General features: G+C 65.9%; 28 protein-coding genes (1 of these 28 running past the window's edge). 9 read left to right on the top strand and 19 right to left on the bottom strand.

Annotated elements, in window-relative coordinates:
- Positions 1-380 carry the 3' portion of a lipopolysaccharide biosynthesis protein gene (locus AB5I39_RS06420; RefSeq protein ID WP_404372632.1) on the top strand. It extends 1,108 nt beyond the left edge of the window, so 380 of the gene's 1,488 nt are visible here — the last part of the coding sequence; its start codon lies beyond the left edge, outside the window; the stop codon is at positions 378-380.
- Positions 381-477: 97 nt separating this feature from the next.
- Here AB5I39_RS06420 and AB5I39_RS06425 read toward each other — a convergent pair whose 3' ends face one another.
- On the bottom strand, positions 478-906 hold the full coding sequence (locus AB5I39_RS06425) for a CBS domain-containing protein (protein WP_404372635.1): 429 nt from the start codon (positions 904-906) through the stop codon (positions 478-480).
- Between the two features lie 75 nt (positions 907-981).
- Between AB5I39_RS06425 and AB5I39_RS06430 the strand changes: the two genes are divergently transcribed.
- Positions 982-1,269 (top strand): hypothetical protein, encoded by a 288-nt coding sequence (locus AB5I39_RS06430; RefSeq protein WP_404372638.1) that lies wholly within the window; start codon positions 982-984, stop codon positions 1,267-1,269.
- 112 nt (positions 1,270-1,381) lie between these two features.
- Here the strand turns inward: AB5I39_RS06430 and AB5I39_RS06435 are convergent, their stop codons facing one another.
- The 4 genes from AB5I39_RS06435 to hisS form a co-directional block, all read right to left on the bottom strand.
- On the bottom strand, positions 1,382-2,365 hold the full coding sequence (locus AB5I39_RS06435) for a DUF4167 domain-containing protein (RefSeq protein ID WP_404372641.1): 984 nt from the start codon (positions 2,363-2,365) through the stop codon (positions 1,382-1,384).
- A 253-nt stretch (positions 2,366-2,618) separates the two neighbouring features.
- Positions 2,619-3,428 carry a peptide chain release factor N(5)-glutamine methyltransferase gene (gene prmC / locus AB5I39_RS06440; protein WP_404374038.1) on the bottom strand — a complete coding sequence of 270 codons (810 nt, stop codon included), beginning with the start codon at positions 3,426-3,428 and terminating at the stop codon, positions 2,619-2,621.
- Between the two features lie 135 nt (positions 3,429-3,563).
- Positions 3,564-4,637, bottom strand: coding sequence for a peptide chain release factor 1 (gene prfA / locus AB5I39_RS06445; protein WP_404372644.1), 1,074 nt, complete (start codon positions 4,635-4,637; stop codon positions 3,564-3,566).
- Positions 4,637-5,902, bottom strand: a complete 1,266-nt coding sequence (hisS, locus tag AB5I39_RS06450; protein ID WP_404372647.1) for a histidine--tRNA ligase — start codon at positions 5,900-5,902, stop codon at positions 4,637-4,639. The genes prfA and hisS overlap by 1 nt, the downstream gene beginning before the upstream one ends.
- A 293-nt stretch (positions 5,903-6,195) precedes the next feature.
- Between hisS and AB5I39_RS06455 the strand changes: the two genes are divergently transcribed.
- From AB5I39_RS06455 to ppa, 4 genes are all read left to right on the top strand, one after another.
- The gene (locus AB5I39_RS06455) at positions 6,196-7,020 is read left to right on the top strand and encodes a sulfite exporter TauE/SafE family protein (RefSeq protein WP_404372650.1); all 825 of its coding nucleotides are present in this window, start codon (positions 6,196-6,198) and stop codon (positions 7,018-7,020) included.
- Between the two features lie 25 nt (positions 7,021-7,045).
- A complete protein-coding gene (locus AB5I39_RS06460) occupies positions 7,046-7,693 on the top strand; it encodes a DUF1345 domain-containing protein (protein ID WP_404372653.1) in 648 nt (215 codons plus the stop codon).
- Positions 7,694-7,757: 64 nt separating this feature from the next.
- Positions 7,758-9,668: a M61 family metallopeptidase gene (locus AB5I39_RS06465; RefSeq protein WP_404372655.1), complete on the top strand. Its 1,911-nt coding sequence runs from the start codon at positions 7,758-7,760 to the stop codon at positions 9,666-9,668.
- A gap of 41 nt (positions 9,669-9,709) precedes the next feature.
- Positions 9,710-10,282: an inorganic diphosphatase gene (gene ppa / locus AB5I39_RS06470; RefSeq protein WP_404372658.1), complete on the top strand. Its 573-nt coding sequence runs from the start codon at positions 9,710-9,712 to the stop codon at positions 10,280-10,282.
- A 15-nt stretch (positions 10,283-10,297) separates the two neighbouring features.
- Here the strand turns inward: ppa and AB5I39_RS06475 are convergent, their stop codons facing one another.
- From AB5I39_RS06475 to ispG, 4 genes are all read right to left on the bottom strand, one after another.
- Positions 10,298-10,780, bottom strand: a complete 483-nt coding sequence (locus tag AB5I39_RS06475; RefSeq protein WP_404372660.1) for a GNAT family N-acetyltransferase — start codon at positions 10,778-10,780, stop codon at positions 10,298-10,300.
- Positions 10,777-11,673, bottom strand: coding sequence for a DMT family transporter (locus tag AB5I39_RS06480; RefSeq protein WP_404372663.1), 897 nt, complete (start codon positions 11,671-11,673; stop codon positions 10,777-10,779). The genes AB5I39_RS06475 and AB5I39_RS06480 overlap by 4 nt, the downstream gene beginning before the upstream one ends.
- A gap of 210 nt (positions 11,674-11,883) precedes the next feature.
- Entirely contained in the window at positions 11,884-12,375 is a 492-nt protein-coding gene (locus AB5I39_RS06485) for a TIGR02281 family clan AA aspartic protease (RefSeq protein WP_404372666.1), read from the bottom strand.
- Positions 12,376-12,544: 169 nt separating this feature from the next.
- The gene (ispG, locus tag AB5I39_RS06490) at positions 12,545-13,687 is read right to left on the bottom strand and encodes a flavodoxin-dependent (E)-4-hydroxy-3-methylbut-2-enyl-diphosphate synthase (RefSeq protein ID WP_404372668.1); all 1,143 of its coding nucleotides are present in this window, start codon (positions 13,685-13,687) and stop codon (positions 12,545-12,547) included.
- A 101-nt stretch (positions 13,688-13,788) separates the two neighbouring features.
- Here ispG and AB5I39_RS06495 point away from each other — a divergent pair, with 101 nt between their 5' ends.
- The 3 genes from AB5I39_RS06495 to AB5I39_RS06505 are packed head-to-tail and all read left to right on the top strand — an operon-like array spanning position 13,789 to position 16,749.
- Positions 13,789-14,931, top strand: coding sequence for an acyltransferase family protein (locus AB5I39_RS06495; protein ID WP_404372671.1), 1,143 nt, complete (start codon positions 13,789-13,791; stop codon positions 14,929-14,931).
- Positions 14,928-15,842 (top strand): isoaspartyl peptidase/L-asparaginase family protein, encoded by a 915-nt coding sequence (locus AB5I39_RS06500; protein ID WP_404372673.1) that lies wholly within the window; start codon positions 14,928-14,930, stop codon positions 15,840-15,842. Before AB5I39_RS06495 ends, AB5I39_RS06500 begins: the two co-directional genes overlap by 4 nt.
- A 49-nt stretch (positions 15,843-15,891) precedes the next feature.
- Complete coding sequence (locus AB5I39_RS06505) at positions 15,892-16,749, top strand: S1/P1 nuclease (protein ID WP_404372676.1); 858 nt, start codon at positions 15,892-15,894, stop codon at positions 16,747-16,749.
- A gap of 71 nt (positions 16,750-16,820) precedes the next feature.
- Here the strand turns inward: AB5I39_RS06505 and AB5I39_RS06510 are convergent, their stop codons facing one another.
- The 10 genes from AB5I39_RS06510 to ybgC all read right to left on the bottom strand — a co-directional run bounded on the left by AB5I39_RS06510 (position 16,821) and on the right by ybgC (position 23,880).
- Positions 16,821-17,768 (bottom strand): alpha/beta hydrolase, encoded by a 948-nt coding sequence (locus tag AB5I39_RS06510; RefSeq protein ID WP_404372679.1) that lies wholly within the window; start codon positions 17,766-17,768, stop codon positions 16,821-16,823.
- Positions 17,765-18,034, bottom strand: coding sequence for a hypothetical protein (locus AB5I39_RS06515; RefSeq protein WP_404372681.1), 270 nt, complete (start codon positions 18,032-18,034; stop codon positions 17,765-17,767). The genes AB5I39_RS06510 and AB5I39_RS06515 overlap by 4 nt, the downstream gene beginning before the upstream one ends.
- The gene (locus tag AB5I39_RS06520; RefSeq protein ID WP_404372684.1) at positions 18,021-18,236 is read right to left on the bottom strand and encodes a toxin-antitoxin system HicB family antitoxin; all 216 of its coding nucleotides are present in this window, start codon (positions 18,234-18,236) and stop codon (positions 18,021-18,023) included. The genes AB5I39_RS06515 and AB5I39_RS06520 overlap by 14 nt, the downstream gene beginning before the upstream one ends.
- 12 nt (positions 18,237-18,248) lie before the next feature.
- Positions 18,249-19,148 (bottom strand): SPFH domain-containing protein, encoded by a 900-nt coding sequence (locus AB5I39_RS06525; protein ID WP_404372687.1) that lies wholly within the window; start codon positions 19,146-19,148, stop codon positions 18,249-18,251.
- A 241-nt stretch (positions 19,149-19,389) separates the two neighbouring features.
- Positions 19,390-19,890 (bottom strand): peptidoglycan-associated lipoprotein Pal, encoded by a 501-nt coding sequence (gene pal / locus AB5I39_RS06530; protein WP_404372690.1) that lies wholly within the window; start codon positions 19,888-19,890, stop codon positions 19,390-19,392.
- 33 nt (positions 19,891-19,923) lie between these two features.
- Positions 19,924-21,312 (bottom strand): Tol-Pal system beta propeller repeat protein TolB, encoded by a 1,389-nt coding sequence (tolB, locus tag AB5I39_RS06535; RefSeq protein ID WP_404372693.1) that lies wholly within the window; start codon positions 21,310-21,312, stop codon positions 19,924-19,926.
- Between the two features lie 3 nt (positions 21,313-21,315).
- A complete protein-coding gene (locus tag AB5I39_RS06540; protein WP_404372696.1) occupies positions 21,316-22,263 on the bottom strand; it encodes a cell envelope biogenesis protein TolA in 948 nt (315 codons plus the stop codon).
- 12 nt (positions 22,264-22,275) lie between these two features.
- A complete protein-coding gene (tolR, locus tag AB5I39_RS06545; RefSeq protein WP_404372698.1) occupies positions 22,276-22,713 on the bottom strand; it encodes a protein TolR in 438 nt (145 codons plus the stop codon).
- A gap of 1 nt (position 22,714) precedes the next feature.
- Complete coding sequence (gene tolQ, locus AB5I39_RS06550) at positions 22,715-23,416, bottom strand: protein TolQ (protein WP_404372701.1); 702 nt, start codon at positions 23,414-23,416, stop codon at positions 22,715-22,717.
- Positions 23,413-23,880 carry a tol-pal system-associated acyl-CoA thioesterase gene (gene ybgC, locus AB5I39_RS06555; protein WP_404372703.1) on the bottom strand — a complete coding sequence of 156 codons (468 nt, stop codon included), beginning with the start codon at positions 23,878-23,880 and terminating at the stop codon, positions 23,413-23,415. The genes tolQ and ybgC overlap by 4 nt, the downstream gene beginning before the upstream one ends.
- Positions 23,881-23,983: the final 103 nt, after the last annotated feature.

Genomic DNA, 23,983 nt, shown 5'->3' on the forward strand with positions numbered 1-23,983 from the left:
ATGGCGCGGCGGGGGCGGCGATCCTGGCAGTCGGCTTCCTGGTTGGCGTGCAATGGGGCGCGACCGGGCTCGCGGCTGCGTGGATCTGCGGCTACCCGCTCTATCTCGGCTTCAGTCTGTGGCGCGCTCTGCCGGTAATCGGCACGTCGCTGCGGGCCATCGCCGATGCGGTCGCGCCCGCTTTGCTCGCCGCGCTGGCTATGGCGCTGGTGGTGACGCTGGTCGATGGCGCGCTGCCGGTGCTTCCTTCTATTGTCCGCTTGCTGATTCTGGTCGGTATCGGCACGGGCGTTTACGGCTGCTGGCTGGCGGCCTTCTCGCGGCCGGTGCTGCGCGAGTTGATCGCGGTGGTGCGCAAGCAGCCACTCGCATCGATTTGACGTAAGGGCGCCGCGGCGAAGCCGCGTCGTCGGTCCTCGCGGTGCGAGGCCGTCCGGCCGTCGCCGTCTCGCGATCAGCCACGCTAATCGCGTGCGGCTAAACGGCCTGAATATAACTCCGCATCGCCTCGGCATCGGCCTCGATCCGATCGATACGATATTTGACCAGGTCGCCGATCGAAACGAATCCGATAACCCGATCATCCTCCATCACTGGCAAATGCCGAATGCGCCGCCGCGACATCAGCGACAGCGCCGCCATCACGGCATCGCTTGGCCCCACCGTAATGGCGGGGGCGGTCATCGTATCGCCGACCTTGCGCGCCATCGCGTCGGCGCCGTGTTCGGCGATCGCGTGGATCACATCGCGTTCGGAAAAAATGCCGACGACGCTCGCTCCATCCATCACCGGCACCGCGCCGACACGCCGCGTTGCCAGCACCGCAACCGCATCACCGACGCTTTGGTCGGCGGTGACCGAAATCACTTCACGCCCCTTATTGCTCAGGATTGCCGCGATCGTCATCGTCTCTCTCCTCTGCCGCTCTGTTCCGAGTCTCGAGGCGCTTGAGGATTTCACGTTTACGGCCATATGGGAAGCATGACGACTCCCCCCACCCCGGTTTCAGGCCTTTCCGATCCCGATTATGCCGCGTTCGCCTGGCGCCGGTTTCGCCGCATCCTGGGATGGATGGCCATCATCGCGGCCATCTTCATCGTGGCGGCCATTCTGGTGCTGCAGCATGTCTATGGCCCGATGGGCTGGGTCGCGATCCTTGCCGTGATCGGCGGAGCAGGCGGATCGATCATGCTGACCGCCGTGCTGATGGGGCTAATCTTCCTCAGTTCCGGGACGGGTCATGACGAAGCGGTCAAGGACATCGACTAGGTTCGGATGATGATCCCCGGCGGATAATGCGGCCCGGCCGCCCGGAAAATCAAACGGGCTGCAATCGCTTGCAGCCCGCTGATTGGATGTCCGTCGGCGGGGGTGGCCGACTTTATTCTGCGGTCGTGACCGCGCTTGCGGGCGGACGACCACGACGGCGGCGGGGCTTTTCGGCGACCTCGGCATCGTCGCCTTGCGGCTTCGCTTGGGCATCGCTCGGTGCCTCCGCCGATGGCGCGACACGCCCAGCCAGGAAACCGACATTTTCAAGGCCCGGACCGTCGGAGTCGACCGGCGCGGCTTCGCGGCGCGGGCGGCCACGGCCGCGGCGCGGCGCTTCGGCGGCATCGGGCGTGACAGCATCCAAGGGAGCGGGCGCTTCCTGCTCTACCGGTTCCGGTAGCGGGCGCGCACCGCGCTCGTAACGCTCGCGGCGCTGCGGGCGTTCGCCCTGCTCGTCGCGATTGCCCTCGGCCTGCCGCTCGGCGCCGCCCTCGGCCACATTGCCATTAGCGTTACCGTTCACGCGGGCGCGGTTGTCATAGTCCTGACCGTTGCCGCGCTGCTGATCACCGCGTCCTTCCGACGCGCCATTCAGGTCACGTTGGGCATTGCCGTTCTGATTATAGCCGCGATTGCCGTCCTGACGCCCGTCCTGACGATAGCCATTTTGCTGGCCACGGTTCTGCCCATCGCGCTGGCCCCGATTCTGGTCGCCGCGATTCTGCTCGCCCTGCGGTTGTTCGGCGCGCTCGCCCTCATCCTCATAATCGGGTTCGTCTTCGTCGAGCGTCGCGCCCTGAATACGCCGGGTCGAGACCGCCCCGCCGTTTTCCTCGAAGCGAGCGCGCGTTTCGGCAAGCACCCGAAAATAATGGTCAGCGAATTGCAAGTAATATTCGACGTTGACGCGGTCGCCCTGCATCTGCGCGTCGCGCGCGAGCGTCTTGTATTTCTCGAGCAATTGGGCGGCGTTGCCGCGTGCGCGGTTGTCGATGCGATTGCCGCTATCCTGGCGTCCCGAATTGCCACCCGACGAGCGCTGCTGCTGCCCGCCACGGCCACGACGGCGACCGGCCTGACGATTATTGATCAAGTTCTTGTTGTCCTGTCTTCAGAAACCAAACTGGCCGTGCTCCAAATATGGATGCAAATGCCCCTGCCCGGACCGACCGATCAACGGCGGAGCGTGCGTGCCACGGTCGCCGGACGACAGCGTCTCCATGACTAAAGGAGCGGACAACAGCCCATTTTCAACATGTTATGGTGAAAATGCGTGCCCCTGCGGGTTGCAATAGCCGCTTCGCCGACAATCTCCAAGCGGAATGTTGTGACGACGCGGTGACAAATCATGTCCGGTGTGTGGCGATGAGGGCGCGTGGGTTGCCGCCGAGATCGTGGCGCAGTGCGACAGCGAAGCCTGCAGGATCTAGCAGGGCGGTGACGGCAACGGCTTGAGTCGACCCGATTTCGAGGATCGCCGCACCGCCGGGGGCGAGCAAGGCGGGGAGTTGCGGGGCGATGATGCGGTAGTCGGCAAGGCCATCGGGGCCGGCGAACAGGGCGACGTCGGGTTCGTGTGCGCGCACTTCCTCGGGGAGGTTTTCGGCGGTGCCGATATAGGGTGGGTTGGCGAGGATCAGGTCGAACTCTCCGCTGAGACCGTCCGCCCAATTGCCTGCCCGAAAAACGGCGCGCGACGCCGACCCCAGCGCGGCGGCATTGCGCCTGGCATAACCGAGCGCTTCATCCGAAGCGTCGATCCCCAGCCCGTGCGCGTCCGGCCATTGATCGAGCGCCGCCAACAGCAACGTGCCCGGCCCGGTGCCGAGATCGAGAATGCGCAGCGCCGCGCCGGGATCACCGAAATGTTCGATCGCCGCCTCGATCAACGTCTCGCTATCTGCGCGTGGAACCAGGACGCCGGGGCCGACCGCCAGCTCGATCGTCCAGAAGGCGCGGGTACCGGTGATGTAAGCGATCGGCTCGTGCGCGAGACGGCGGGCGAGCAGCGGGGCAAAGCCTGGAGGTTCGGGCGCGTCGAGGTGCGCGAGGAGGAGCGCCTCGCGCGAGATACCGAGGGCGTGCGCCATCAGGAGTTCGGCATCCAAACGGGGAGTGTCGCTGACGGCGGTGAAGACGCGCGCTGCTTCAATCAGCGCGCTTCTAACTCCCTTCCCGCTTGCGGGAGGGGCTATCACGCCCAGCGCCGCGGCACAGCCGCGCCGTCGAACGCGGCATGGCCGCCTCGGCCGCTCTTGTGCGAGTCATGCTGCCGCACGCAGCAAGCCGCCCTACGAGTCAAGCGACGCCAGCCGCTCCGCCTCGTCCTGCGCGATCAGCGCGCCGATGAGGTCGTCCATCTCGCCCTGCAAAATCTCCGGCAGACGGTGGAGCGTCAAATTGATGCGGTGGTCGGTCACGCGGCCTTGCGGGAAATTGTAGGTGCGGATGCGCTCCGACCGGTCGCCCGATCCGACCATTGATTTGCGCGCGCCCGCGCGTTCGGCGTGGAGCCGCTCGCGCTCCGCCTCGTATAAGCGCGTGCGCAGAACTTTCAACGCCTTGGCCTTGTTCTTGTGCTGTGATTTCTCGTCCTGCTGGATCACCACCAGCCCGGAGGGAATGTGGACGATGCGCACCGCCGAATCGGTTGTGTTGACCGATTGCCCGCCCGGCCCGGACGAGCGGTAGATGTCGATGCGGAGATCCTTGTCCTCGATCTTGACGTCGACTTCCTCGGCCTCGGGCAGCACCGCGACGGTTGCCGCCGAGGTGTGGATACGCCCTTGCGCCTCGGTCGCGGGGACGCGCTGGACGCGGTGGACGCCGCTTTCGAACTTCAACTTGGCGAATACGCCCTTGCCCTCGACCGAGGCGATCGCTTCCTTGAAGCCGCCGCTTTCGGAGGAGGACGCGGAGATCAGTTCGACCTTCCAGCCCTGCCCTTCGGCATAACGCTGGTACATGCGGAACAGGTCGGCGGCAAAGAGCGCGGCTTCGTCGCCGCCGGTGCCGGCGCGGATTTCGAGCATCGCGGCGCGCTCATCCGCCGCATCGCGCGGCAGCAGCGACAGCGCGAGCGCGCGTTCGGCCTCGGGCAGGCGGCCGCGGATCGACTCGATCTCCTCGCGCGCCATCACCTTGATTTCGGGGTCGTCGTCGCCCTCCATCCCGGCAAGCACACCAAGTTCCGCGCGCAGCCGCCGCACCTCGCCCGCCGCGCGCGCGACGGGTTCGAGCTCGGCATATTCCTTGGAGACGGCGACGAAGCGCTCCGACGGCAAATCCCCCGACGCCATCAACGCCGAAAGCTCGTCACGCCGCGCCTCGATCTGCAGGATGCGTTCGGGGGAGATGGAGGTCATTACTTCGACAGGTCTTCGAGATTGAGGATCATCGGATCGACAATCTGTTGGGCGTGTGCGACCATTGCGTTACTCTCGGATAGGACGCGCCAAGCCGCGTCCGCAACGCCGTCGCGCTTAGATAGGGACAACGTTTGCGCGGGGTTCCGACTCAAGGCCTTGTCGTAACGCTTACGCGGGCTGCCCGAAATGAACAGCTCGGTGCTGACACCACTACGACGGAGCTGGGTGGAGATCGCGATTGCGGCACCCTCCAACTCAACGCTTTCAGCAACTACGGCGACATCAAGCGCGTCGACGCTTGGCTCGTCCAACAACATCGCCAACCGCTCGATCCCTGCCGCCCAGCCGACACCCGCCGTCTCCGGCCCGCCAAGCGAGCCGATCAGCCCATCATAGCGCCCGCCCGCCAGCACGGTGCCTTGCGCGCCCAACCGGTCGGTGACGAACTCAAACGCGGTATGCCGGTAATAATCCAACCCGCGCACCAGCCGCGCATTGCGCGTCCACGCCACGCCCGCCGCATCCAGTCCCGCCGTCACCGCATCGAAAAACGCGCGCGCTTCGGGGGTCAGGTATGCGTCGATATCGGGCGCGCTGTCCGCCACCGGCCGATCGCGCGGGTCCTTCGAATCGAGGATGCGCAGCGGGTTCTTGTCCAGCCGCGCGAGGCTGTCCTCGCTCAGCACGTCGCGATGCGCCTCGAAATGCGCGATCAGCGCCGCGCGCCAAGCGTCGCGTGTCTCGGCATCGCCCAGCGTGTTGAGCTGGAGCGTCACGCCGTCGGCGATGCCGAGTTCGTGGAGCAATTGATCCGCCAGCACCAGCAGTTCGACATCGGCCGCCGGTTCGGCCGCGCCGATCACCTCGGCGTCGATCTGGTGGAATTGGCGGAAGCGGCCCTTTTGCGGGCGTTCGTAGCGGAACACCGGGCCGTGCGTCGCGAGCTTCAGCGGCGCATATTGCTGCCACCCCTCGGTCAAATAAGCGCGCGCGATGCCGGCAGTGAATTCGGGGCGCAGCGTCAGCGAATCGCCACCGCGATCCTCGAAGGTGTACATCTCCTTCGACACGACGTCGGTCGTCTCGCCGAGCGAGCGCGCGAACACGGCGGTCGCCTCGAACACGGGCAGCTCGACGCGCTGGAAGCAATAGAGGCGGCGGATGCGGTCGAACGTATCGACGACGCGGGCAAAGCGGCGCTGGTCATCACCGAAGATGTCCTGCGTACCACGGATTCTCTTGGGGGTTTCAATACGTGCCATGAAAGCGGGGTATCTAAGCGATGGCGGTGCCAAACGCTAGATAGGTCGTTTGGCCTCTCCCCTCCCTGGAAGGGAGGGGTTGGGGGTGGGTACGGGGTGCGGACGGCGTTCCTATTGAGAGCAACCCACCCCCTGCCCCTCCCTGCCAGGGAGGGGAGAAAAGCTTGACACTCGCCGCCCCGCACCGCAGCCTTGGTGAAATTGGGGCGACGACAGCCCCTTGCAGCATCCGCAGGATTCCCCCGGCTCGTTTCGGAAAAGGTCTCCATGCGCTCACTTACTCCCCATCGCCGATGACCTTGCTGATCGAATGGGGTCCGGCGATCCTTGCGCTCCTCGTCGCCGGTTTGTTCGCAGGGTTCGCCGCCGGGCTGTTCGGCATCGGTGGCGGGTTCGTCGTGGTGCCGTCGATGGTCGCGCTATTGCCGCTGCTGGGCGGGGACAAAGCGGAATATACCCATGTCGCGATCGGCACGTCCTTCGCCACGATCGTGATCACGTCGCTGCGCTCGACGCTCAGCCATGCCAGGCGCGGGGCGGTGGATTTCGCGATCCTGAGGAGTTGGGCGCCGTGGATCGTGCTTGGCGTCGGGATCGGGGTGGTGCTCGCCAGTCGGCTCAGCGGAACGACGCTGACGGTCATCTTCGCCAGCGGCATCGCGGCGATGGCGGTCAATTTTATGATCCCGAAACTTGGCCGACGCCAGATCCGCGACACGATGCCGACCGGCGCAGCGCGTGCGGGCATCGCGGGCGGGCTCGGGCTGTTCTCCTCGCTGCTCGGCATTGGCGGCGGGACGGTGGCGGTGATCGTGATGACGCTGTGCGGCCGCACGATCCACAAGGCGATTGCGACTGCCGCCGGGTTCGGCTTCATCATCGCGGTACCGGGCACGATCGGCTGGATGCTGATCGGACTTGGCAAGCCCGGCCTGCCGGTCGGATCGGTCGGGTACGTCAATCTGCTGGGCGCCGCCGTCATCACGTCGATGTCGATCCTGACGGCTCCGCTCGGGGTTGCCGCCGCGCATGCGCTCCCGGCCGAGCCGCTGAAGCGCGTGTTCGGCCTCTATCTGCTGTTCATCGCCGCGGTGTTGTTGCAACGCGCGTTGCATTGAGCGCCGGGCACGGTAGCACTGTGGCATGACGCTCAAACTCGGTCAGAAAATCGCGCCGCCGCGCTTCATCCTGTTCACGCTTCTGTTCGTGGGCGGGCTGTTCGTGGCGATTCCGCTGCTCGGTTGGGGCCGCGGCACGATGGCGGCGTTCGATGTGGCGGCGGCGGTGTTCCTGATTGCCGTCTCCACCCTGCTAGGTCGCGGCGAGGCGGCACAGATGCGCAAGGCGGCGGAAGCCAACGATGCCAACCGCGCCGGGCTGCTCGTCCTCACCGGGCTGACCATGCTGGTGATCCTGACCTCGGTCGCCAAGGAAATGCAGGGCAAATCGAATATGCTGGCAATCGCGCTGGTGCTGGCGACGCTGGTGCTGGCGTGGCTGTTTTCCAACGTGATCTACGCCCTGCACTATGCGCATCTGTTCTATTCGGATTGCGACGGCGACGGGAAAGACGCCGGGGGCATCGATTTTCCCAAATGCGACGAGCCCGATTATTGGGACTTCCTCTATTTCAGCTTCACGCTGGGCATGACGTTCCAGACTTCCGACGTGGAGATTTCCTCCCGCGCCGTGCGCCGGGTCGTGCTCGGGCAATGCCTGGCGGCGTTCGTTTTCAACATCGGCGTGCTGGCCTTCACGATCAACGTGCTGGGCAGCAGCAGCGGATCCTAGACTGGACGCCACGCGTATCGCCCGCTTACACCACCGCAACCTTATACCTCAGGGGCCTAACCATATGATTCGTCGTGCCGCGTTCACCGTCATGCTGCTTGCCTCCTGCGCTGCCCCGGCGCTTGCCGAGAATTCGAAACCGCAGCCGGTCCCCTATGTCGACACGATCCCGGCGGCGCGCGACATCCCCTTCCCCGGCCGGATCGAACTCGACATCGATGCGACCGATACCAAGCGCGCGATCTTCACCACCAAGGAGCGGATCACCGGCGTGTCGGCGGGGCCGATGGTGCTGCTCTTCCCGAAATGGCTGCCGGGCAACCATTCCCCGACGGGGCAGATCGACAAGCTCGCTGGGCTCCACATTCGTGCCGGAGGGAAGGAAATCGCCTGGACCCGCGACCCGGTCGACGTGACGGCGTTTCACATCGAGGTCCCCGCGGGCGCCAAGGCGCTCGACATCGACCTGCAATTCTTGTCCGCCACCGCGTCCGACCAGGGCGGTATCGTTATGGGGCCGGACATGCTGCGGCTGCAGTGGAATTCGATGAGCCTGTATCCGGCCGGATATTTCACGCGGCAGATTCCGGTGCGCGCGACCGTCACCTATCCCGCCGGGTGGACCGCATCGTCTGGCCTGCCGTCCAAGGCGACCGGATCGGTCTACACGTACGAGCCGACCAATTACGAAGTGCTGGTCGACTCCCCCGTGCTCGCCGGGCGTTATTTCAAGCGCTGGGAACTGTCGCCGCGCGTCAACCTCGACGTCTATGCCGACAAGCCCGAGGAACTCGCCGCCACGCCCGAACAAATTGACGCGCACAAGAACCTTGTCACGCAAGCCGTGAAGCTGTTCGGTACGCAGCATTACGACAACTATACGTTCCTGCTGTCCTTCTCCGAGCAGATCGGCGGGCAGGGACTGGAGCATCATCGCAGTTCGGAAGACGGCGTGCGGCCGGGATACTTCACCAAGTGGAAGGACGGCCCCGGATCGCGCAACCTGTTGCCGCATGAATATGTCCATAGCTGGGATGGCAAGTTCCGCCGCGGGGCCGATCTGTGGACCCCCGATTACCGCACCCCGATGCGCGATTCGCTGCTGTGGGTGTATGAGGGGCAGACGCAATTCTGGGGCTATGTCCTCCAGGCGCGCTCCGGGATCGTGTCGAAGCAGGATACGCTCGACGGCTATGCCGCGATCCTGGCGCAGCTCGATAATCGTCCGGGGCGCAACTGGAAACCGCTGCTCGACACCACCAACGATCCCACCATGTCGCAGCGCCGCCCGCGCGGCTGGGTCAGCTATCAGCGCTCCGAGGATTATTACAACGAAGGCCTGCTGGTGTGGATGGAGGTCGATTCGATCCTGCGCAAGCAATCGGGCGGGACCAAGTCGATCGACGATTTCGCGCGCGCCTTCTTCGGCCTGACCGACGGCGATTATGGCGAAGTGACCTATACGTTCGACGACGTCGTATCGACGCTGAACGGGATACAGCCCTATGACTGGGCCGGCCTGCTCAAGCAGCGGCTGACCGAGACCGGCGCCCCCGCCCCGCTGAAGGGGTTCGAGGCGAACGGCTACAAGCTCGTCTATGACGAGACGCCGACGCTCGCCTTCAAGAATGCCGAGGCCGCGCGCAAGAGCACCGACCTCAGCTATTCGCTCGGCATGACGATCAACAAGGACGGGGGCCTCACTGGCGTGAGCTGGGATGGGCCGGCGTTCAAGGCAGGTCTGACGATTGGCGATACGATCGTCGCGGTCGATGGGGCGGCCTTCTCCAATGAGGCGATGAAGGCGGCGCTGACAGCCGCCAAGACGCGCAAGCAGCCGATCGTGCTGCTGATCAAGGCCAATGACCTGATCACGCCGGTCAGCATCGACTATCACGGCGGCCTGCGCTATCCGCACCTGCAGAAGATCGGCACCGGAGAGGGTGGCCTCGATCGGTTGTTGATGCCCCGATAACAGGGGCACGACGGCAAAGCGTTCCACATCAAGGATTATCCATGCGTATCGACATGATCCCGGTCGGCAAGAACCCGCCCGAAGACCTGAACGTCATCATCGAAGTCCCGACCGGCGGCGAGCCGGTGAAGTATGAGTTCGACAAGGCGAGCGGCGCGCTGTTCGTCGATCGCATCCTGCACACGCCGATGCGCTATCCGGCGAATTACGGCTTTATCCCGCACACGCTGTCGCCCGATGGCGATCCGCTTGACGCGCTGGTGATCGCGCGTTCGCCGTTCATTCCGGGCTGCGTCGTGCGGGCGCGGCCGATCGCGGTGCTCAACCTGGAAGATGAAGCCGGCGGCGACGAGAAGCTCGTCTGCGTGCCGGTCGATTCGACCTTCCCTTACTATTCGAACGTCAATGAGCGCGACGACATGCCGGAGATCGTGTTCGAGCAGATCGAGCACTTCTTCACGCATTACAAGGATCTGGAGAAGAAGAAGTGGGTGCGCATCGGCACCTGGGGAGACGCGGCCGAAGCCGCGCGCATCACGCTTGAGGCGATCGACCGCTACAATGCCGCGAAGAAGAGCGACACCGCCGCGGTAGCCGAAACGGTCGCCGAATAAAGCTGGGGGGCGGGCTCAGTCCCGCCCCGCCAAGGCCGTCAGCGCGTCGCCGGTAACGCGGTAGACGGTCCATTCCTCCATCGGCTCGGCGCCCATCGCCTTGTAGAAGCGGATCGCCTTCTCGTTCCAGTCGAGCACCGACCATTCGAAGCGGGTGCACCCGCGCTCCACCGCGAGTGCCGCCAGATGCTGCAGCAGCGCCTTGCCGACGCCTGCACCGCGTGCCTCGGGCGTTACGTACAAATCCTCCAGATACAGCCCGCGCCAGCCGGTCCAGGTCGAGAAATTGTGGAAGAACAGCGCCATGCCGACAGGCGCGCCGTCGAGCTCCGCAACCACCGCCTCGGCGGCGGGATGCGGGCCGAACAGCGCTTCGAACAGCATTGGTTCAGTCGCGATTACCTTGTCCGCCTCGCGTTCGAAATCGGCCAGATCGCGGACGAACTGCAGGATCAGCGGCACGTCGGCCGATGTGGCGGGGCGAATGTGGATGGTCATGCGGCAGCCTCGGTTTGGGGAGCGGGAGCGGTGGTCGATCCGCGCATCGCGACCACGCACCCGGCGATGATCAGCGCCGCACCGGCGACCGTGTAGAGCGAGACGCTTTCGCCGAACACCCGCCAGCCGAGCAGGGCGGCCCAGACGAAGGCGGTATATTCGACCGGTGCGAGCACTTGCGCCTCGGCATGGCCATAGGCCCAGGCCAGCGCCATGGACGAGAGCGAGCCGAGCACGGCGGCGCCAAAGATGTGCGGCACGGTATCGAGCGGGGGAATGGCCGAGAACCACGGAGACCCGACGAGCAGCATCCCGCTCAGCACGATCGAGGTAAAAAGCGCGACCTCCAGCGGATCAGCGACTTGCGCTTGCTTGCGCAGAAGGATCAGGCTGCCGGCATAGAGGATCGACGCCAGCACCACCGCGATCGAGCCGAGCACCACTTGCGTCGAGGCATGCGCCTGGACTTGCCCGGCGGCGATCACCAGCACGCCGAGACTGGCGACGACCGATCCCCCGATCGCGGCGCGGCGGATGGTCTCGCCGAGGGTGGCCGCGGCAAGAAAGAGCGCGATCAGCGGCGCGAGGAAGGTAAGCGCCACGCCCTGCGCCATCGGCACGCGCACCAGGCCCCAGAAGAACAGGAGCACTGACGCCCCCGCCACTGCGCCACGCGCGACATGCAGCGTCAGCGCCGCACGCCCCGGCCAAGGCTTGCGCCGCGCGACGAACACCGGACCGAGCAGGGCCACGCCCGCGAGCGAACGCCACAGCACCGCGCTATATGCGCCGTGCAGGATCGACAGGTCCTTCATCACCGTATCCATCACCGAATAGCTGGCGATGCCGACAGCAGCGACGCCGAAGGCGAGATTGGCGGAAACGGGTTTCATGTGCGGGTCGATAGCGCCCCGGACGGGCGGTGTCAGGGAAAAGATCGTGCGGCCCGGACGCGCTAAAGTCGCACGAGTCGCACCATCGACGGGGTTTTCAGCAGAGCATGGGGTGCGATCGCGGGATCGGTTCGTGCCGCAGCTTCGACGATCGACAGGTTCAAAGAGCCTCGTCCAAGATGACACAGCGCGGCCGTGTAGGACAGCGCGCTATTCCAGCGTCATCGTATCAGCGCTGATCTTCACCGTGTCGATGTGGCGCAGGTAGGTTTGCCCCAAGAGCGACATCTCGCTGTCCTCCAGTACCACGCCGCGGACATCGGACACGCGTTTGCCGTCGAGCACGATGTCGGCGATGCGCACTTCCTGCCCACGGACGTAACCCGCCGCGCCCTTGCCGACGATCTGGAACTGGCTGGGATCGAAATCGACATGCGCGCGCCGCGCGTCCTCCATCGTCAGCGCGACGGTGTCGGCCCCGGTATCGACCAGGAAACGGATCGGTTCCTTGTTCACCTCCGCAACGGTAAGGAAATGGCCGCTGTTGCTGCGCTCGATATGCGTGGGTTTGGGCACGTCGCGCGACACCTCGGCATAGGCCGGCGCGGCGGCAGCAACGGGCGCGACCGGACGCTTGGCGGCGGGCAAGGCCAGCCCGATGCCGATCCCGACGATAATGACGGAGCCAAGCGCGAGTTTCATGGCCGTCGGCGTAGCGCGACGCGCTTTAGGGTAGGGCTAAGGTTTAGGGATAACGCGCGGTAAAGGCGGTCATCGGATCAGCCGGATGTCCAAACCCACATCGGCCTCAGCCATGCGTCGGTCTGCCGTCAGGATCGGCATCTCCGAGACCCGCGCCATAGCGCAAGACCTATTCCGCCGCCACTGCCTGCGGTGCCGCCAATGCCGCCGCCGCGTCATGCGCCTCGATCGCGGCGGCCTTTTCCTCGACCAGCTTGACGATGTGTTCGAGCATGTCCTCGGAGTTGACGGTGTGATCGGTCACGCCCGACAGATAGACCATGTGCTTGCCATTACCGCCGCCGGTCAGGCCAATGTCGGTTTCGCGCGCTTCGCCAGGGCCGTTGACGACGCAGCCGAGCACCGAGAGGCTCATCGGCGTGCGAATGTGCTGGAGCCGTTCTTCGAGCGCCTGCACGGTGCGGATCACGTCGAAGCCCTGGCGCGCGCAGCTCGGGCAGGAGACGACGCGGACGCCGCGGTTGCGGATTCCGAGCGCTTTCAAAATCTCGAAGCCGACGCGCACTTCGTCCTCCGGCTCGGCCGAAAGCGAGACGCGGATCGTGTCGCCGATGCCGAACCACAAGAGCGAACCGATCCCGATCGACGATTTGACCGTACCGCCGACGAAGCCGCCCGCCTCGGTAATGCCGAGGTGCAGCGGACAATCGACCATTTCGGCGAGCTGCTGATAAGCGGCGACCGCTAGGAAGAAGTCGGAGGCCTTCACCGCCACCTTGAATTCGTGGAAATCGTGGTCCTGCAGCAGCTTGATGTGATCCATCGCGGATTCGACCAAGGCATCGGGACACGGCTCGCCATATTTTTCGAGCAGATGCTTTTCGAGCGACCCGCCATTGACGCCGATGCGGATCGCGCAGCCATTCGCCTTGGCGGCATCGACCACTTCCTTGACCCGCGCGGCCGAGCCGATGTTGCCGGGGTTGATGCGCAGGCACGCGGCACCCGCATCGGCGGCTTCGAGCGCGCGCTTATAGTGGAAATGGATATCCGCGACGATCGGCACGCGGCTGGCGCGGACGATCTGCTTCAACGCGGTGGTGCTCTCCACATCGGGGCAGGAGACGCGGATGATGTCGACGCCGGCATCCTCGCAGCGGCGGATCTGGTCGATCGTCGCCTTCACGTCTTCGGTCGGCGTGTTGGTCATGGTCTGCACGCTGACCGGGGCGTCGCCGCCGACGGGGACATTGCCGACCATGATCTGGCGGCTCTGACGGCGGTTGATGTCGCGCCACGGGCGGAGGGACATGATCGAATTTCCTCTGGTTGCGGGGGCCATATAGCGCCGTTGGCCTCCAACCGAAATAGCTTGCGATTGGACGAACGCGACGGGTCGTCTAAGGCCGCGCGATGGAACGGCACTTCGGTCTCGACTGGTTACGCATCGGCGCGTTCGGCCTGCTGATCCTGTATCACATCGGCATGGTGTTCGTCCCGTGGGGATACCATGTCAAAACCGCGCAGCCACAGGATTGGGTCGCGCTGCCGATGCTGGCGCTGAATTCGTGGCGCTTGCTGCTGCTGTTCGTCGTGTCGGGCTACGCCAGCCGTGCGCTGCTGGGGAAGGGCTCGGGCACGGCGGGGTTTGCGGCGAATCGGACCGCGCGGCTGATCGTGCCATTGCTGTTCGGGATGCTGGTGGTGGTGCCGGTGCAGCCGTGGATCGAGCTGACCACGCAGCGTGGCTATACCCATGGTTTCGGCTATTTCCTGCTGCACGATTACTTCCGCTTCGGAAACGTCGGCGGGGTGATCCTGCCGACATGGCAGCATCTGTGGTTCGTCGCTTATCTGTGGTTCTACACCATGTTGCTGGTAATGCTGGTCGCTGTGTTCGGGCGGTCGCGCCTGCAAGCGCTGTTCGACCGCGTGTTCGGCACGATCCTGGTGTGGTTGATCCCCGCCGCGTGGCTGATCGTGGTGAGCGCGTGGCTGTTTCCCGGGATCGGGCCGACCAATACCCTGGTCAACGATTCTGTATCGCACGCGCAATATCTGCCGGGATTCCTGTTCGGCTTCGCGCTGGCCGGATCGCCCGATGCCCTCGCCGCGATGCGGCGGTGGTGGCCGTGGGCGCTGGGGGTCGGACTGCTGTGCTACGGCGTGGTCGTCGCAATCGAGATCCACTGGCCCGGCAGCACGACGCCGAGCTGGCCGTGGGGCATCCTGTTCGCGGCCGCGCGCGCAGTGCAGGGGTGGAGCATCATCGTCGCGCTGATCGGCCTCGCCGATACCTATCTCAACCGCGATCACCCGTGGCGGCGCGTGCTGACCGAGGCGGTGTTTCCTTTCTATATTATCCACCAGACGATCATCGTCGGGGTCGAGGGCGCTTTGCTGCCGCTCGGGCTTCCGGGGGTAGTGGAATTCCTGATCCTGCTGACGACGACGGTCGCCGGATGCTGGGCCTTTTACGCGATCGGGCGCGAGATCGGCTGGCTGCGCCCGCTGATCGGCCTGCGCCCGCGCGATCGACGGGAGCGGAGTGCATGAGCTGGACGATCGTACTCCACGGCGGCGCGGGTCAGATGACGCGCGCGACCGTGACGCCGGAACAGGCCGCAGGCGCGCGCGAGGCGCTGGGTCGTGCGCTCGATGCGGCGGCTGCGATCCTGCAGGCCGAAGGGGCGGCGCTCGACGCGGTCGAGGCGGCGGTGCGCGTGCTGGAGGATGACCCGCATTTCAATTCGGGGCGGGGTGCCGCGCTGACCTATGACGGGATCGCCGAGCTGGACGCCGCGATCATGGACGGGCGCGACCGCAATGCCGGTGCGGTGGCGGGCGTGCGCGCAACTCGGCATCCGGTGAGCCTCGCGCGCGCGGTGATGGCGCACAGCCCGCATGTCCTGCTGAGCGGTGCCGGGGCCGATGCCTTTTCCGAAGCGCAAGGGTGCGAGCAAGCGACGCAGGACTGGCTCGCCTTGCCCGAACGCCGCGCGCAACTGGCCGAGATGATCGCGGGCGGCGGGTCGTTCGACGTCGATATGAAGTACGGCACGGTCGGTGCGGTGGCCTGCGATGCGCACGGCCATGTCGCCGCCGCGACGTCGACCGGCGGGGTGACGGGCAAGCGCTGGGGCCGGATCGGCGATTCGCCGCTGATCGGTGCCGGCACCTATGCCGACGACCGGGCTGCGGCGGTCTCCTGCACCGGCTCGGGCGAGTTCTTCATCCGCGCGGGCGTGGCGCACGAGATTTGCGCGCGGGTGCGTCTCGCGGGCGAATCGCTCGATACGGCGGTGGCGGGCGTGATCGCGGAGGTGACAGCGCTTGGCGGATCAGGCGGCATCATCGCGACCGGACCGCAGGGCGAGGCGGTGTGGCATTTCACCACACCGGGCATGTACCGTGCGCGGCTGACCGCGGACGGGGCCAGGGAGATCGCGGTATTCAGCGACAAATAGCGACATGTTGCCGCTATCGCCGCTATTTTGGCGGGAGTAGGGAGGCGGCATGACTCGCCCCCTCCCCGCTTTGCTCGCCGTTGCGCTCGTCGCGACCGCTTCCCCTGCCGCTGCCTATTGGGAATATGGCCATCAGACGATCGCGCAGATCGCCGAGGCCAATGTCCGGCCGAAGACGCGGATCGCGATCCGCGCGTTGCTCGCGCATTCCGATTTGCTCGACACGCCGGAATGCAAGGCATCGACGATGACCGACGCGAGCGTATGGGCGGATTGCGTCAAGCCGCTGAAGGACGCCGACGGCAAATCGCGCTTCGGCTTTGCCTATTCGTGGCACTATCAGAACGTCAGCGTTTGCCGCCCGTTCGACCTGACCGCGCCGTGCAAGGACGGCAATTGCGTGTCGGCACAGATCACGCGTGACGTCGCTTTGCTCAAGGACAAGCGCACGCCGCTGAAGGACCGGGTACAGGCGCTGGCCTTCCTGATCCATTTCGTCGGCGATCTGCACCAGCCGCTCCATGCCGGGGACAAGGATGACAAGGGCGGCAACGACGCCAAGGCCGATTACGGCGCGTACGGCCCGGCGCGGCTCAATTTGCACAGCATCTGGGACGGCTATCTGGCCGAGCGCGCGATCTCGTCGCCGCCGCCATTGGTGCGGCGCTATCCGGCGAGCGTTCGCGCAACGCTGGGCGCGGGGACGGTCAACGATTGGAGCCGCGAGAGCTGGCAGATCGCGCATGATGCCGCTTATGGCAGCGTGCAATCCGACCCCTGCGCGCCGACGCCTGCACGCCTGAAGCTCGACGATGCGACGATCGCGAAGCTGGTTCCGGTCGCCCGGCTGGAGGTCGAGCGCGGCGGGTTGCGGCTGGCGAAGCTGCTGGATGAGGCGCTGGGGTAAAGGCCCCTCCGTCCGTGCGGAGACGCGCCCTTTGACAGGCTCCGGGCGAACGGACGGCGACCAAGCTGCGTTCAGCGTTTCGCGAACCCCGCCACTGCCGCCGCGACATCGGGCGCGATCGGTAGCGTCGCATCGGCATAGGTCGCGATGTTAGCGGTGCGATCGTCGCTCGCTACCGGGCGCAGCACGTGGTTGACGTCGGGCAGCAGCGTTAGAGTAGCCTTGGGCTGCGCGCGCTTCAGCGCCTCGGCATCGGCCACGCTCACCTGAATATCGCGCGTGCCTTGCAGGATCAGCACCGGCAGCTTCACATTTGCGATCAGTTTCGCCGGATCGTGCGACATCAGATCGATCCAATAGCCCTGGAGCTTGTCAGCAAAGAGCGGCTGGATCGGTGCGGGGAGTGTGGCCTGCGGCACGCGCGTGCCCGCCTCCAGTGCGTCGATCGCGCCGAGAGCGGGGGCGAGGATCGGCGCATTCATCGGGTTGGCGTTGAGTTGCTCGCGCAGCACTGTTCCCATCGGGCGGCCGATCGCGCTCGCCAGGATGATACCGCACAGCCCCTCGGGCCGTTGCGCCGCAACCAGGGCGACCATCCCGCCCTCGCTATGCCCCAGCAGCCAGACGCACTTGCGCCCCGTCTTGGCGCGCGCGACCTTGCTCCACGCCTGCACATCATCGGCATAACCGCCGGTCGTCGCGGCGTTAGGGTCGGCGACCGCCGCACGGCTGCCGAACATGCCGCGCTTGTCGATGCGCAGCGTCGCGATCCCCTTCGCGGCGAGCGCCTCGGCAAGCTGGCGGTAGGGTCCGCCCGCGACGCCCATTGGGCTGTTGCCGTCGCGATCGGTCGGGCCGGAGCCCGGGATGATCAGGACCAGCGGCCCCTTGGGATCGGGATCGAGCAGCGTTCCGGCAAGCGGCCCTTGCGGACCCGTCGCGGTGAGCTCGACCGGCGTGGGGACGGCGGTTGCGGGGGTCGCGGCGACCAACGCCGCCAGCAGGAGCGCGCGGATCACTTGCCCACCCCCCACTGCCAGCGCCAGCCGCCCTGCGTCTTGCGAACGGCGATGGTGATGAACGCGGCGGTAAGCGCGAGCGCGATGACGATCTTAGCGGCCAGCGCCGGCACCAAGCGCACCTCAAGCATCACCAGCGCAACGCAACCCAGCGTCAGCGCCCAGCCCTGCCACGTCACCGGCGTCGCGCCGAAGCCGTACAGCTTGGGAACGAACCAATAGCCCGGTTCGACGCGGAAATGGTCGATCACATCATCCTTCGTCATCGGAAGTCTCCTTGGGAGGCCGCCCACGCTTGGGAGCCTCGCTGTGCGCCACCTTCACCCCCCGCTTCGCCAGCGCCTCGCGCAGCAGGCATTCGAACTGGGCGTTGACGCTCCTGAGGTCAGCCGCCGCCACCCGCTCGACCGCCGCATAGAGCGCCGGGTCGAGACGGAGCGGAAAGGCCTTCTTGGGAGGAGCCGCCAACGCCCCGGCCCGTCAGTAGAGCGTACCGGCGTTCACGACCGGCTGTGTATCGCGTTCGCCGCACAGCACGACCATCAGGTTCGACACCATCGCCGCGCGGCGTTCGTCGTCCAGCTCGACGACGTTTTTCGCCGACAGCAGGTCGAGCGCCATTTCGACCATTCCGACCGCGCCCTCGACCAGGGTCGCGCGCGCCGCGACGACCGCTTGCGCCTGTTGCCGCCGCAGCATCGCACCCGCGATTTCCGGCGCATAGGCCAGGTGCGTGAAGCCGCATTCGTCGACAGTGATGCCCGCCGTCGCCAGCCGTTCGATCAATTCGGCGCGCAGTTCGCCGCCGACCTGATCGTGATTGCCGCGCAGCGTCACTTCCTGATGTTCGTAATCGTCATAGGGATAGCGCGCGCCAATGGCCCGCACCGCCGCCTCGATCTGGACGATCACGAAGGCCTTGTAATCATCGACGTCGAACAGCGCCTGCGCCGTGTCGGTGACGCGCCACACGACTTGCGCCGCGATCTCGATCGGGTTGCCGCGCAGGTCGTTGACCTTCAACCGCTCGGAAATCATGTTGTTGGCGCGCAGCGACACCTTCTTGCGCCCCAGCCACGGCAACAGCCAGCGCAGGCCGGTGTTGCGATCCGTCCCCTTATACGCGCCGAACAGCGTGATCGCCGTCGCCTGATTGGGCTGCTGCATGTAGAAGCCGCAGGAGACGAACACGAACACTAGCGTTGCAAGCGTCAGGATGAGCGCGCCGACGGCCGGGTTGCCCGGCAACAGCGCGACGCCGCCCCCGCCAACGGCGAGCGACACCAGCATCACCATCAGCATGGCGTAGCCGCTCGACGTGGACGCGCTATGCTCGCGCGACAGCGTCAGCGCTGTGTTGCGTGTACCCGACTCGACCATCAAAACCTCCCGTTAATGTGATATCACATTTATATCGGGATTATTACGGGTGCAAGCGGTTTCGGCATGGTTCTCCCCTCCCTGGAAGGGAGGGGCCGGGGGTGGGTCGGCCCGTTGTCAAAGGCCGCTCCCGCCCCATACCAACCCACCCCCTACCCCTCCCTTCCAGGGAGGGGAGGAGAAACGACAAAGGGCGGCGCTGCCACAGCAACACCGCCCCTTGAGGGTTCGAAAACCCCGCTTAGTTGAGGACGATCGTCACCGCGCGACGGTTCTGCGCGAGGCTTGCTTCGTCCGAACCCAGCGCGATCGGGCGTTCCTTGCCGTAGCTGATCGTGGAAATGCGACCCGGCGCGATGCCGCGGGCGGCCAGATAGTTCTTCGCGGCAAGCGCGCGGCGATCGCCCAGCGCGAGGTTGTATTCGCGCGTCCCGCGTTCGTCGCAATGCCCCTCAAGGCTGACCGGCACGTTGGGGTAGCGCGACAGCCAGGCCGCCTGGCTGTCGAGGATCGCGCGCGCGCGGTCATCGAGACTGAAGCTATCGAGCGCGAAATTGACAGTATTGCTGGTGACCGAGCGTTCGAAATCCCCGCGCGAACCGGGTGCAAAGCCCCCTGCCCCAGTGCCCTGATCGGTCGGCACGTTGCCGGGTGCGGGGGGGATATAGGCTGGCGGCTTCTTGGCGCAGGCGGCGACGAACAGCGTGGTCGCGAGCAGCAGGGCGGTGGTTGTCTTGGCCATTTCGGGGTCTCCCAGGGTTGATCGGACTGTGACTCAGGGGCGTAACGGTCCCCACGCAGGATCGGATCCATCGAGCAGGGTTGGAACGCGACGGACGTTAACGCCGGTCAGATCGACCGACCACAAATCGGCCCGTCCGCTGCCGCCGCCGGTGGAGCGGAAGAACATCAGCACGCGGCCGTTGGGCGACCAGCTCGGACCTTCATCCTGCGCGCCGTCGGTCAGCAATTTCTCGTTCGCACCGCTCGGGCTCATCACGCCGATGCGGAAACTGCCGGCCAATTTGGTGAAGGCAATCAGGTCGCCGCGCGGGCTCCACACCGGCGTCGCGTAACGGCCGCTGCCGAAGCTGATGCGCTGCTGCTGCGATCCGTCGGCATTCATCACGTAGAGCTGCTGCGTGCCCGAACGATCGCTTTCGAACACGATCCGGCTGCCATCGGGCGAATAGGTGCCGCCGGTGTCGATGCCGGGCGAATCGGTGAGGCGCTGCGGCGTTCCGCCGGCGAGCGGCACGCGGTAAACATCGGTATTGCCCGCGACCGCCATCGAGAACAGCACCCAACGTCCATCGGGCGAGACGCGTGGCGCGAAGGTGAGGTTGGTGTTGGGGACGAGCAAGCGCTGCCGCTTCGAGGCCAGATCATAGACGTAAATTGCCGGGCGATCGTCGAGATAGCTCATATAGACGATCGAGCGCTGATCCGGCGAGAAGCGCGGCGTCAGCGCGATCGCCTGGCCGTTGGTAAGGAAGCTGTGGTTTCCGCCGTCCTGATCCATCAAGGCGAGCCGCTTGATGCGTTTGCCCTTCGGGCCGGTTTCCGAAACATAGACGACACGGCTGTCGAAATAGGGACCTTCGCCGGTCAGCTTCGAATAGATCATGTCGGCGCATTTGTGCCCCGCCCGGCGCCAGTCGCCGGGGGCGACGACAAAGCCCTGCCGCGCGAGCTCGGCGCGAGAGGACACGTCGTAGAGATAGCAGCCAACCGTCAGGGTTCCGTCGCCATTCGCGCGGATGAAACCCTGGACCAAGGCCGAGGCTCCTGCGGGACCCCAATAGTCGAAGGTCGGCGCCGTTACCTCCGGGTATGGCACCGGTTTCAGACCGGATTCGAGCGGCTTGAACAGGCCGGAATTGCGCAAGTCGTTGGTTACGATCTGCGCGAGTTGCCGGCCCAGTTCGTCGGTGCGCCCGGCGGGCGTGTTGGCGACTTCGGCGGTCGGCATGACGGGAATCGCGATGCCGAGCGGGGCGGAGACGCCGCCGACAACATCGACTACCAATTCCCCTTGCTGCTGCGGATCGGCCTGGCCCGCCGGGGCGGGCGTCGGTGCGGGCGCAGGCACGGTCTGCGCTTGTGCCGTGCTGCTGACGAGCAAGGCCGCCGCGAAGAGTGTCTTGTGGAGCATCGTCGTCATTCCTCAGTCCGGAAGCTTGTAGCGCAGTTTAAAGGACTTCCAGCCGCGCGGCACATCGTAAAGATCGGCTGGCAAACCGCGCAACGGCGCGCACCCCATGAAGGCGGCAATCGCAGCGCGGTCGACCGCATCGACATAACGCCGATTCTCGTCATCGACCCCGCCATGATCGTCGGCCACGGTCGGCCGTGCCGCCAGCGAGCCGTCACGATTGAGCGACAGCGCGATCGTCACCACGATCCGCGATGCGCCCGGCCCGGGATTGACCTGGCGATCCGCGCACGGTTGCACCTGCCGCCGGATCGCCGAGCCGATGTCGGCGGCGGCCTTGGCATCCATCGTCGCGCCGGGGGCGGCCTCGGTCGCCTTCGCCTTGGACGGCGTTTGCGACAGGCCCTTGCGGAAATCGTCGTCGAGCAGCGAGCCGCTGGGGCGGGCCTTGGTCGCCCTGGGATTGCTGCCCGCGGTCTTGGTGGCCGCGACCGCAGTCTTCGCGGGCAGCGTGTTTGCCTTCGCCGGGGAAGGCTTAGCCTTTTCGGGCTGGGGCGCTTTCTCGGCGACCGGCTTCTTCACCGGCGCGGGTTTTGGCGCAGGCTTGGGTGGGGGCACGGCGTCGGGTTTGGGCTGCGCCTGCGGCTTGATCGGCGCGGGCTTGGCGGGCGCAGGTTTCGGCGGCGCGGGCTTCGGTTCTGGCGCGGGTTCTGGCTCAGGTTCGGCGGCGGGCGGCGCATCCTCGGGCGGGCCGGGATCGGGCGCGGTCGATTGCGACGGCGGTTCGGGCGCGGGTGGCGCAGTCTGATCGAGCGCGACATCGTCGACCAGCGATACCTCGACCGGCTTGGGGGTGGGCAGCGGCACGGGTTTCGCCGACCACACGACCGAGAGGATCGCGAACAGCGCGACATGGCCGATCGCGGCCACGGCAAGTCCGACGCGCTCCCCCTTAGTCATTAAAGACTCGCGTCATTTGCCGCCCTGTTCGACCGTGACCAGCGCGACGCGGTTGAGGCCGGCGCGGTTGAGCTCGCCCATCACGCGCATCACGCGGCCGTAATCGAGGCCCTTATCGGCGCGCAGGAACACTTGCGGCGGCGTGGCCGGATCGGCCTTGGCGGCGATTTGCGAGAGGATATCGGGCAGCAGTGCTTCGCTCACCTCATCCTTGTCGACGTACAGTTTGCCCGCGCGGTCGATCGAGATTTCGACCGGTTTCTGATCCTGCTCGACCGCCTTCGCCCGGCTGTCGGGGAGTTGGACCGGCACGCCGGCGGTGAGCAGCGGCGCGGTGACCATGAAGATAATCAGAAGCACCAGCATCACATCGACCAGCGGCGTGACGTTGATGTCCGCCATCGGCGCACGCCGCCCGCGCCCACGCTGCGAAGGAAGGTTGACGGCCATGCTAGCGCCGCACCTCGTTCTCGAGCTGGCGGCTCAAGGTCGCATGGAAGCCGTCGGCGAAGCGGTTGAGGCGCGCTTCGATGCGGTTGATGCCGTGGCTGAAGCGATTGTAGGCGATCACCGCAGGAATCGCCGCGAACAGGCCGATCGCGGTGGCGAACAACGCCTCGGCGATGCCCGGCGCGACGACCGCAAGCGACGTGTTCTGTGCCGCCGCGATTCCGGTGAAGCTGCGCATGATGCCCCACACCGTGCCGAACAGGCCGACGAACGGCGCGACCGATCCGACCGTGGCGAGAATGTTGAGCCGGTCCGACAGCGCGTCGATCTCGCCCGCGACGGCAGCGCCCATCGCGGTGGCGAGGCGTTCGCGCGTGCCGCCGCGATCGACCTGGCCGCCTGCGGTTGAACGGCGCCACTCGGCGACGCCTGCGGCAAACACCTTGGCGACCGGCAAATCGCTTTCGCCTTCCTGCTTGTGGAACGCATCGATATCCTCGGCCTTCCAGAAATCGCGCTCGAAGCGTGCGGTCTGGCGGCGCGTGCGACCGAGGCGCGCGACGAAGGTGAAGATGATTCCCCAGGTCCAGATACTGGCGAGCAACAGCCCGACCATCACCACTTGCACCACCGGATCGGCATGGAGGAAGATGCCGATCGGCGAGAGGCTCGTCGCATCGGTATTGAGGGCAAGAGTGCTCACGAAAATTCGTCCCCTGATTCCATCACGCGGGCAAAGGCCGCGATCCATTCCTTCGGTTGGCGCTGCGGCCGCCCCGAAGCGCCGACCAACGCCGCCGTCACCGTCGCTTCCGTCAACACCACACCACCGCGCATGACTCGTTGCTGAATATCAACCGATGCGGCGCGGATCTGTTGCAGCGTCGTCAGCACCAGCAACGCATCATCAAGCTTGGCGGGTGCGCGGTAGCGGATGTCGAGCGCGGTCACGGCATACGCCCCGCCGCCCGCCTCCTGATGGCCGCGCTGATCGATCCCGGCGAGGCGCAGCATGTCGGAACGCGCGCGCTCCATATAGCGCAGGTAATTGGCGTGGTAGACGATCCCTGAAAGATCGGTGTCCTCGAAGTAGACGCGGATCGGGAAGCGGTGCTCGCCCGCGACGATGCGGCCCTCGGCGGGCATATCGAGGTCGGGTGACGGCATGGCCTCGTCCTCTAACCGCAGGTCGCACCCGCGAAAACCCCTGCGTGCAAAACGATGCTTGTGCGCGAGTAACTCATAGGTTACATGTAACCTGTAGGTGACT

The organism is Sphingomonas sp. MMS24-J45, from assembly GCF_044881195.1.
In the GTDB taxonomy this organism is placed as follows: Bacteria; Pseudomonadota; Alphaproteobacteria; order Sphingomonadales; family Sphingomonadaceae; genus Sphingomonas.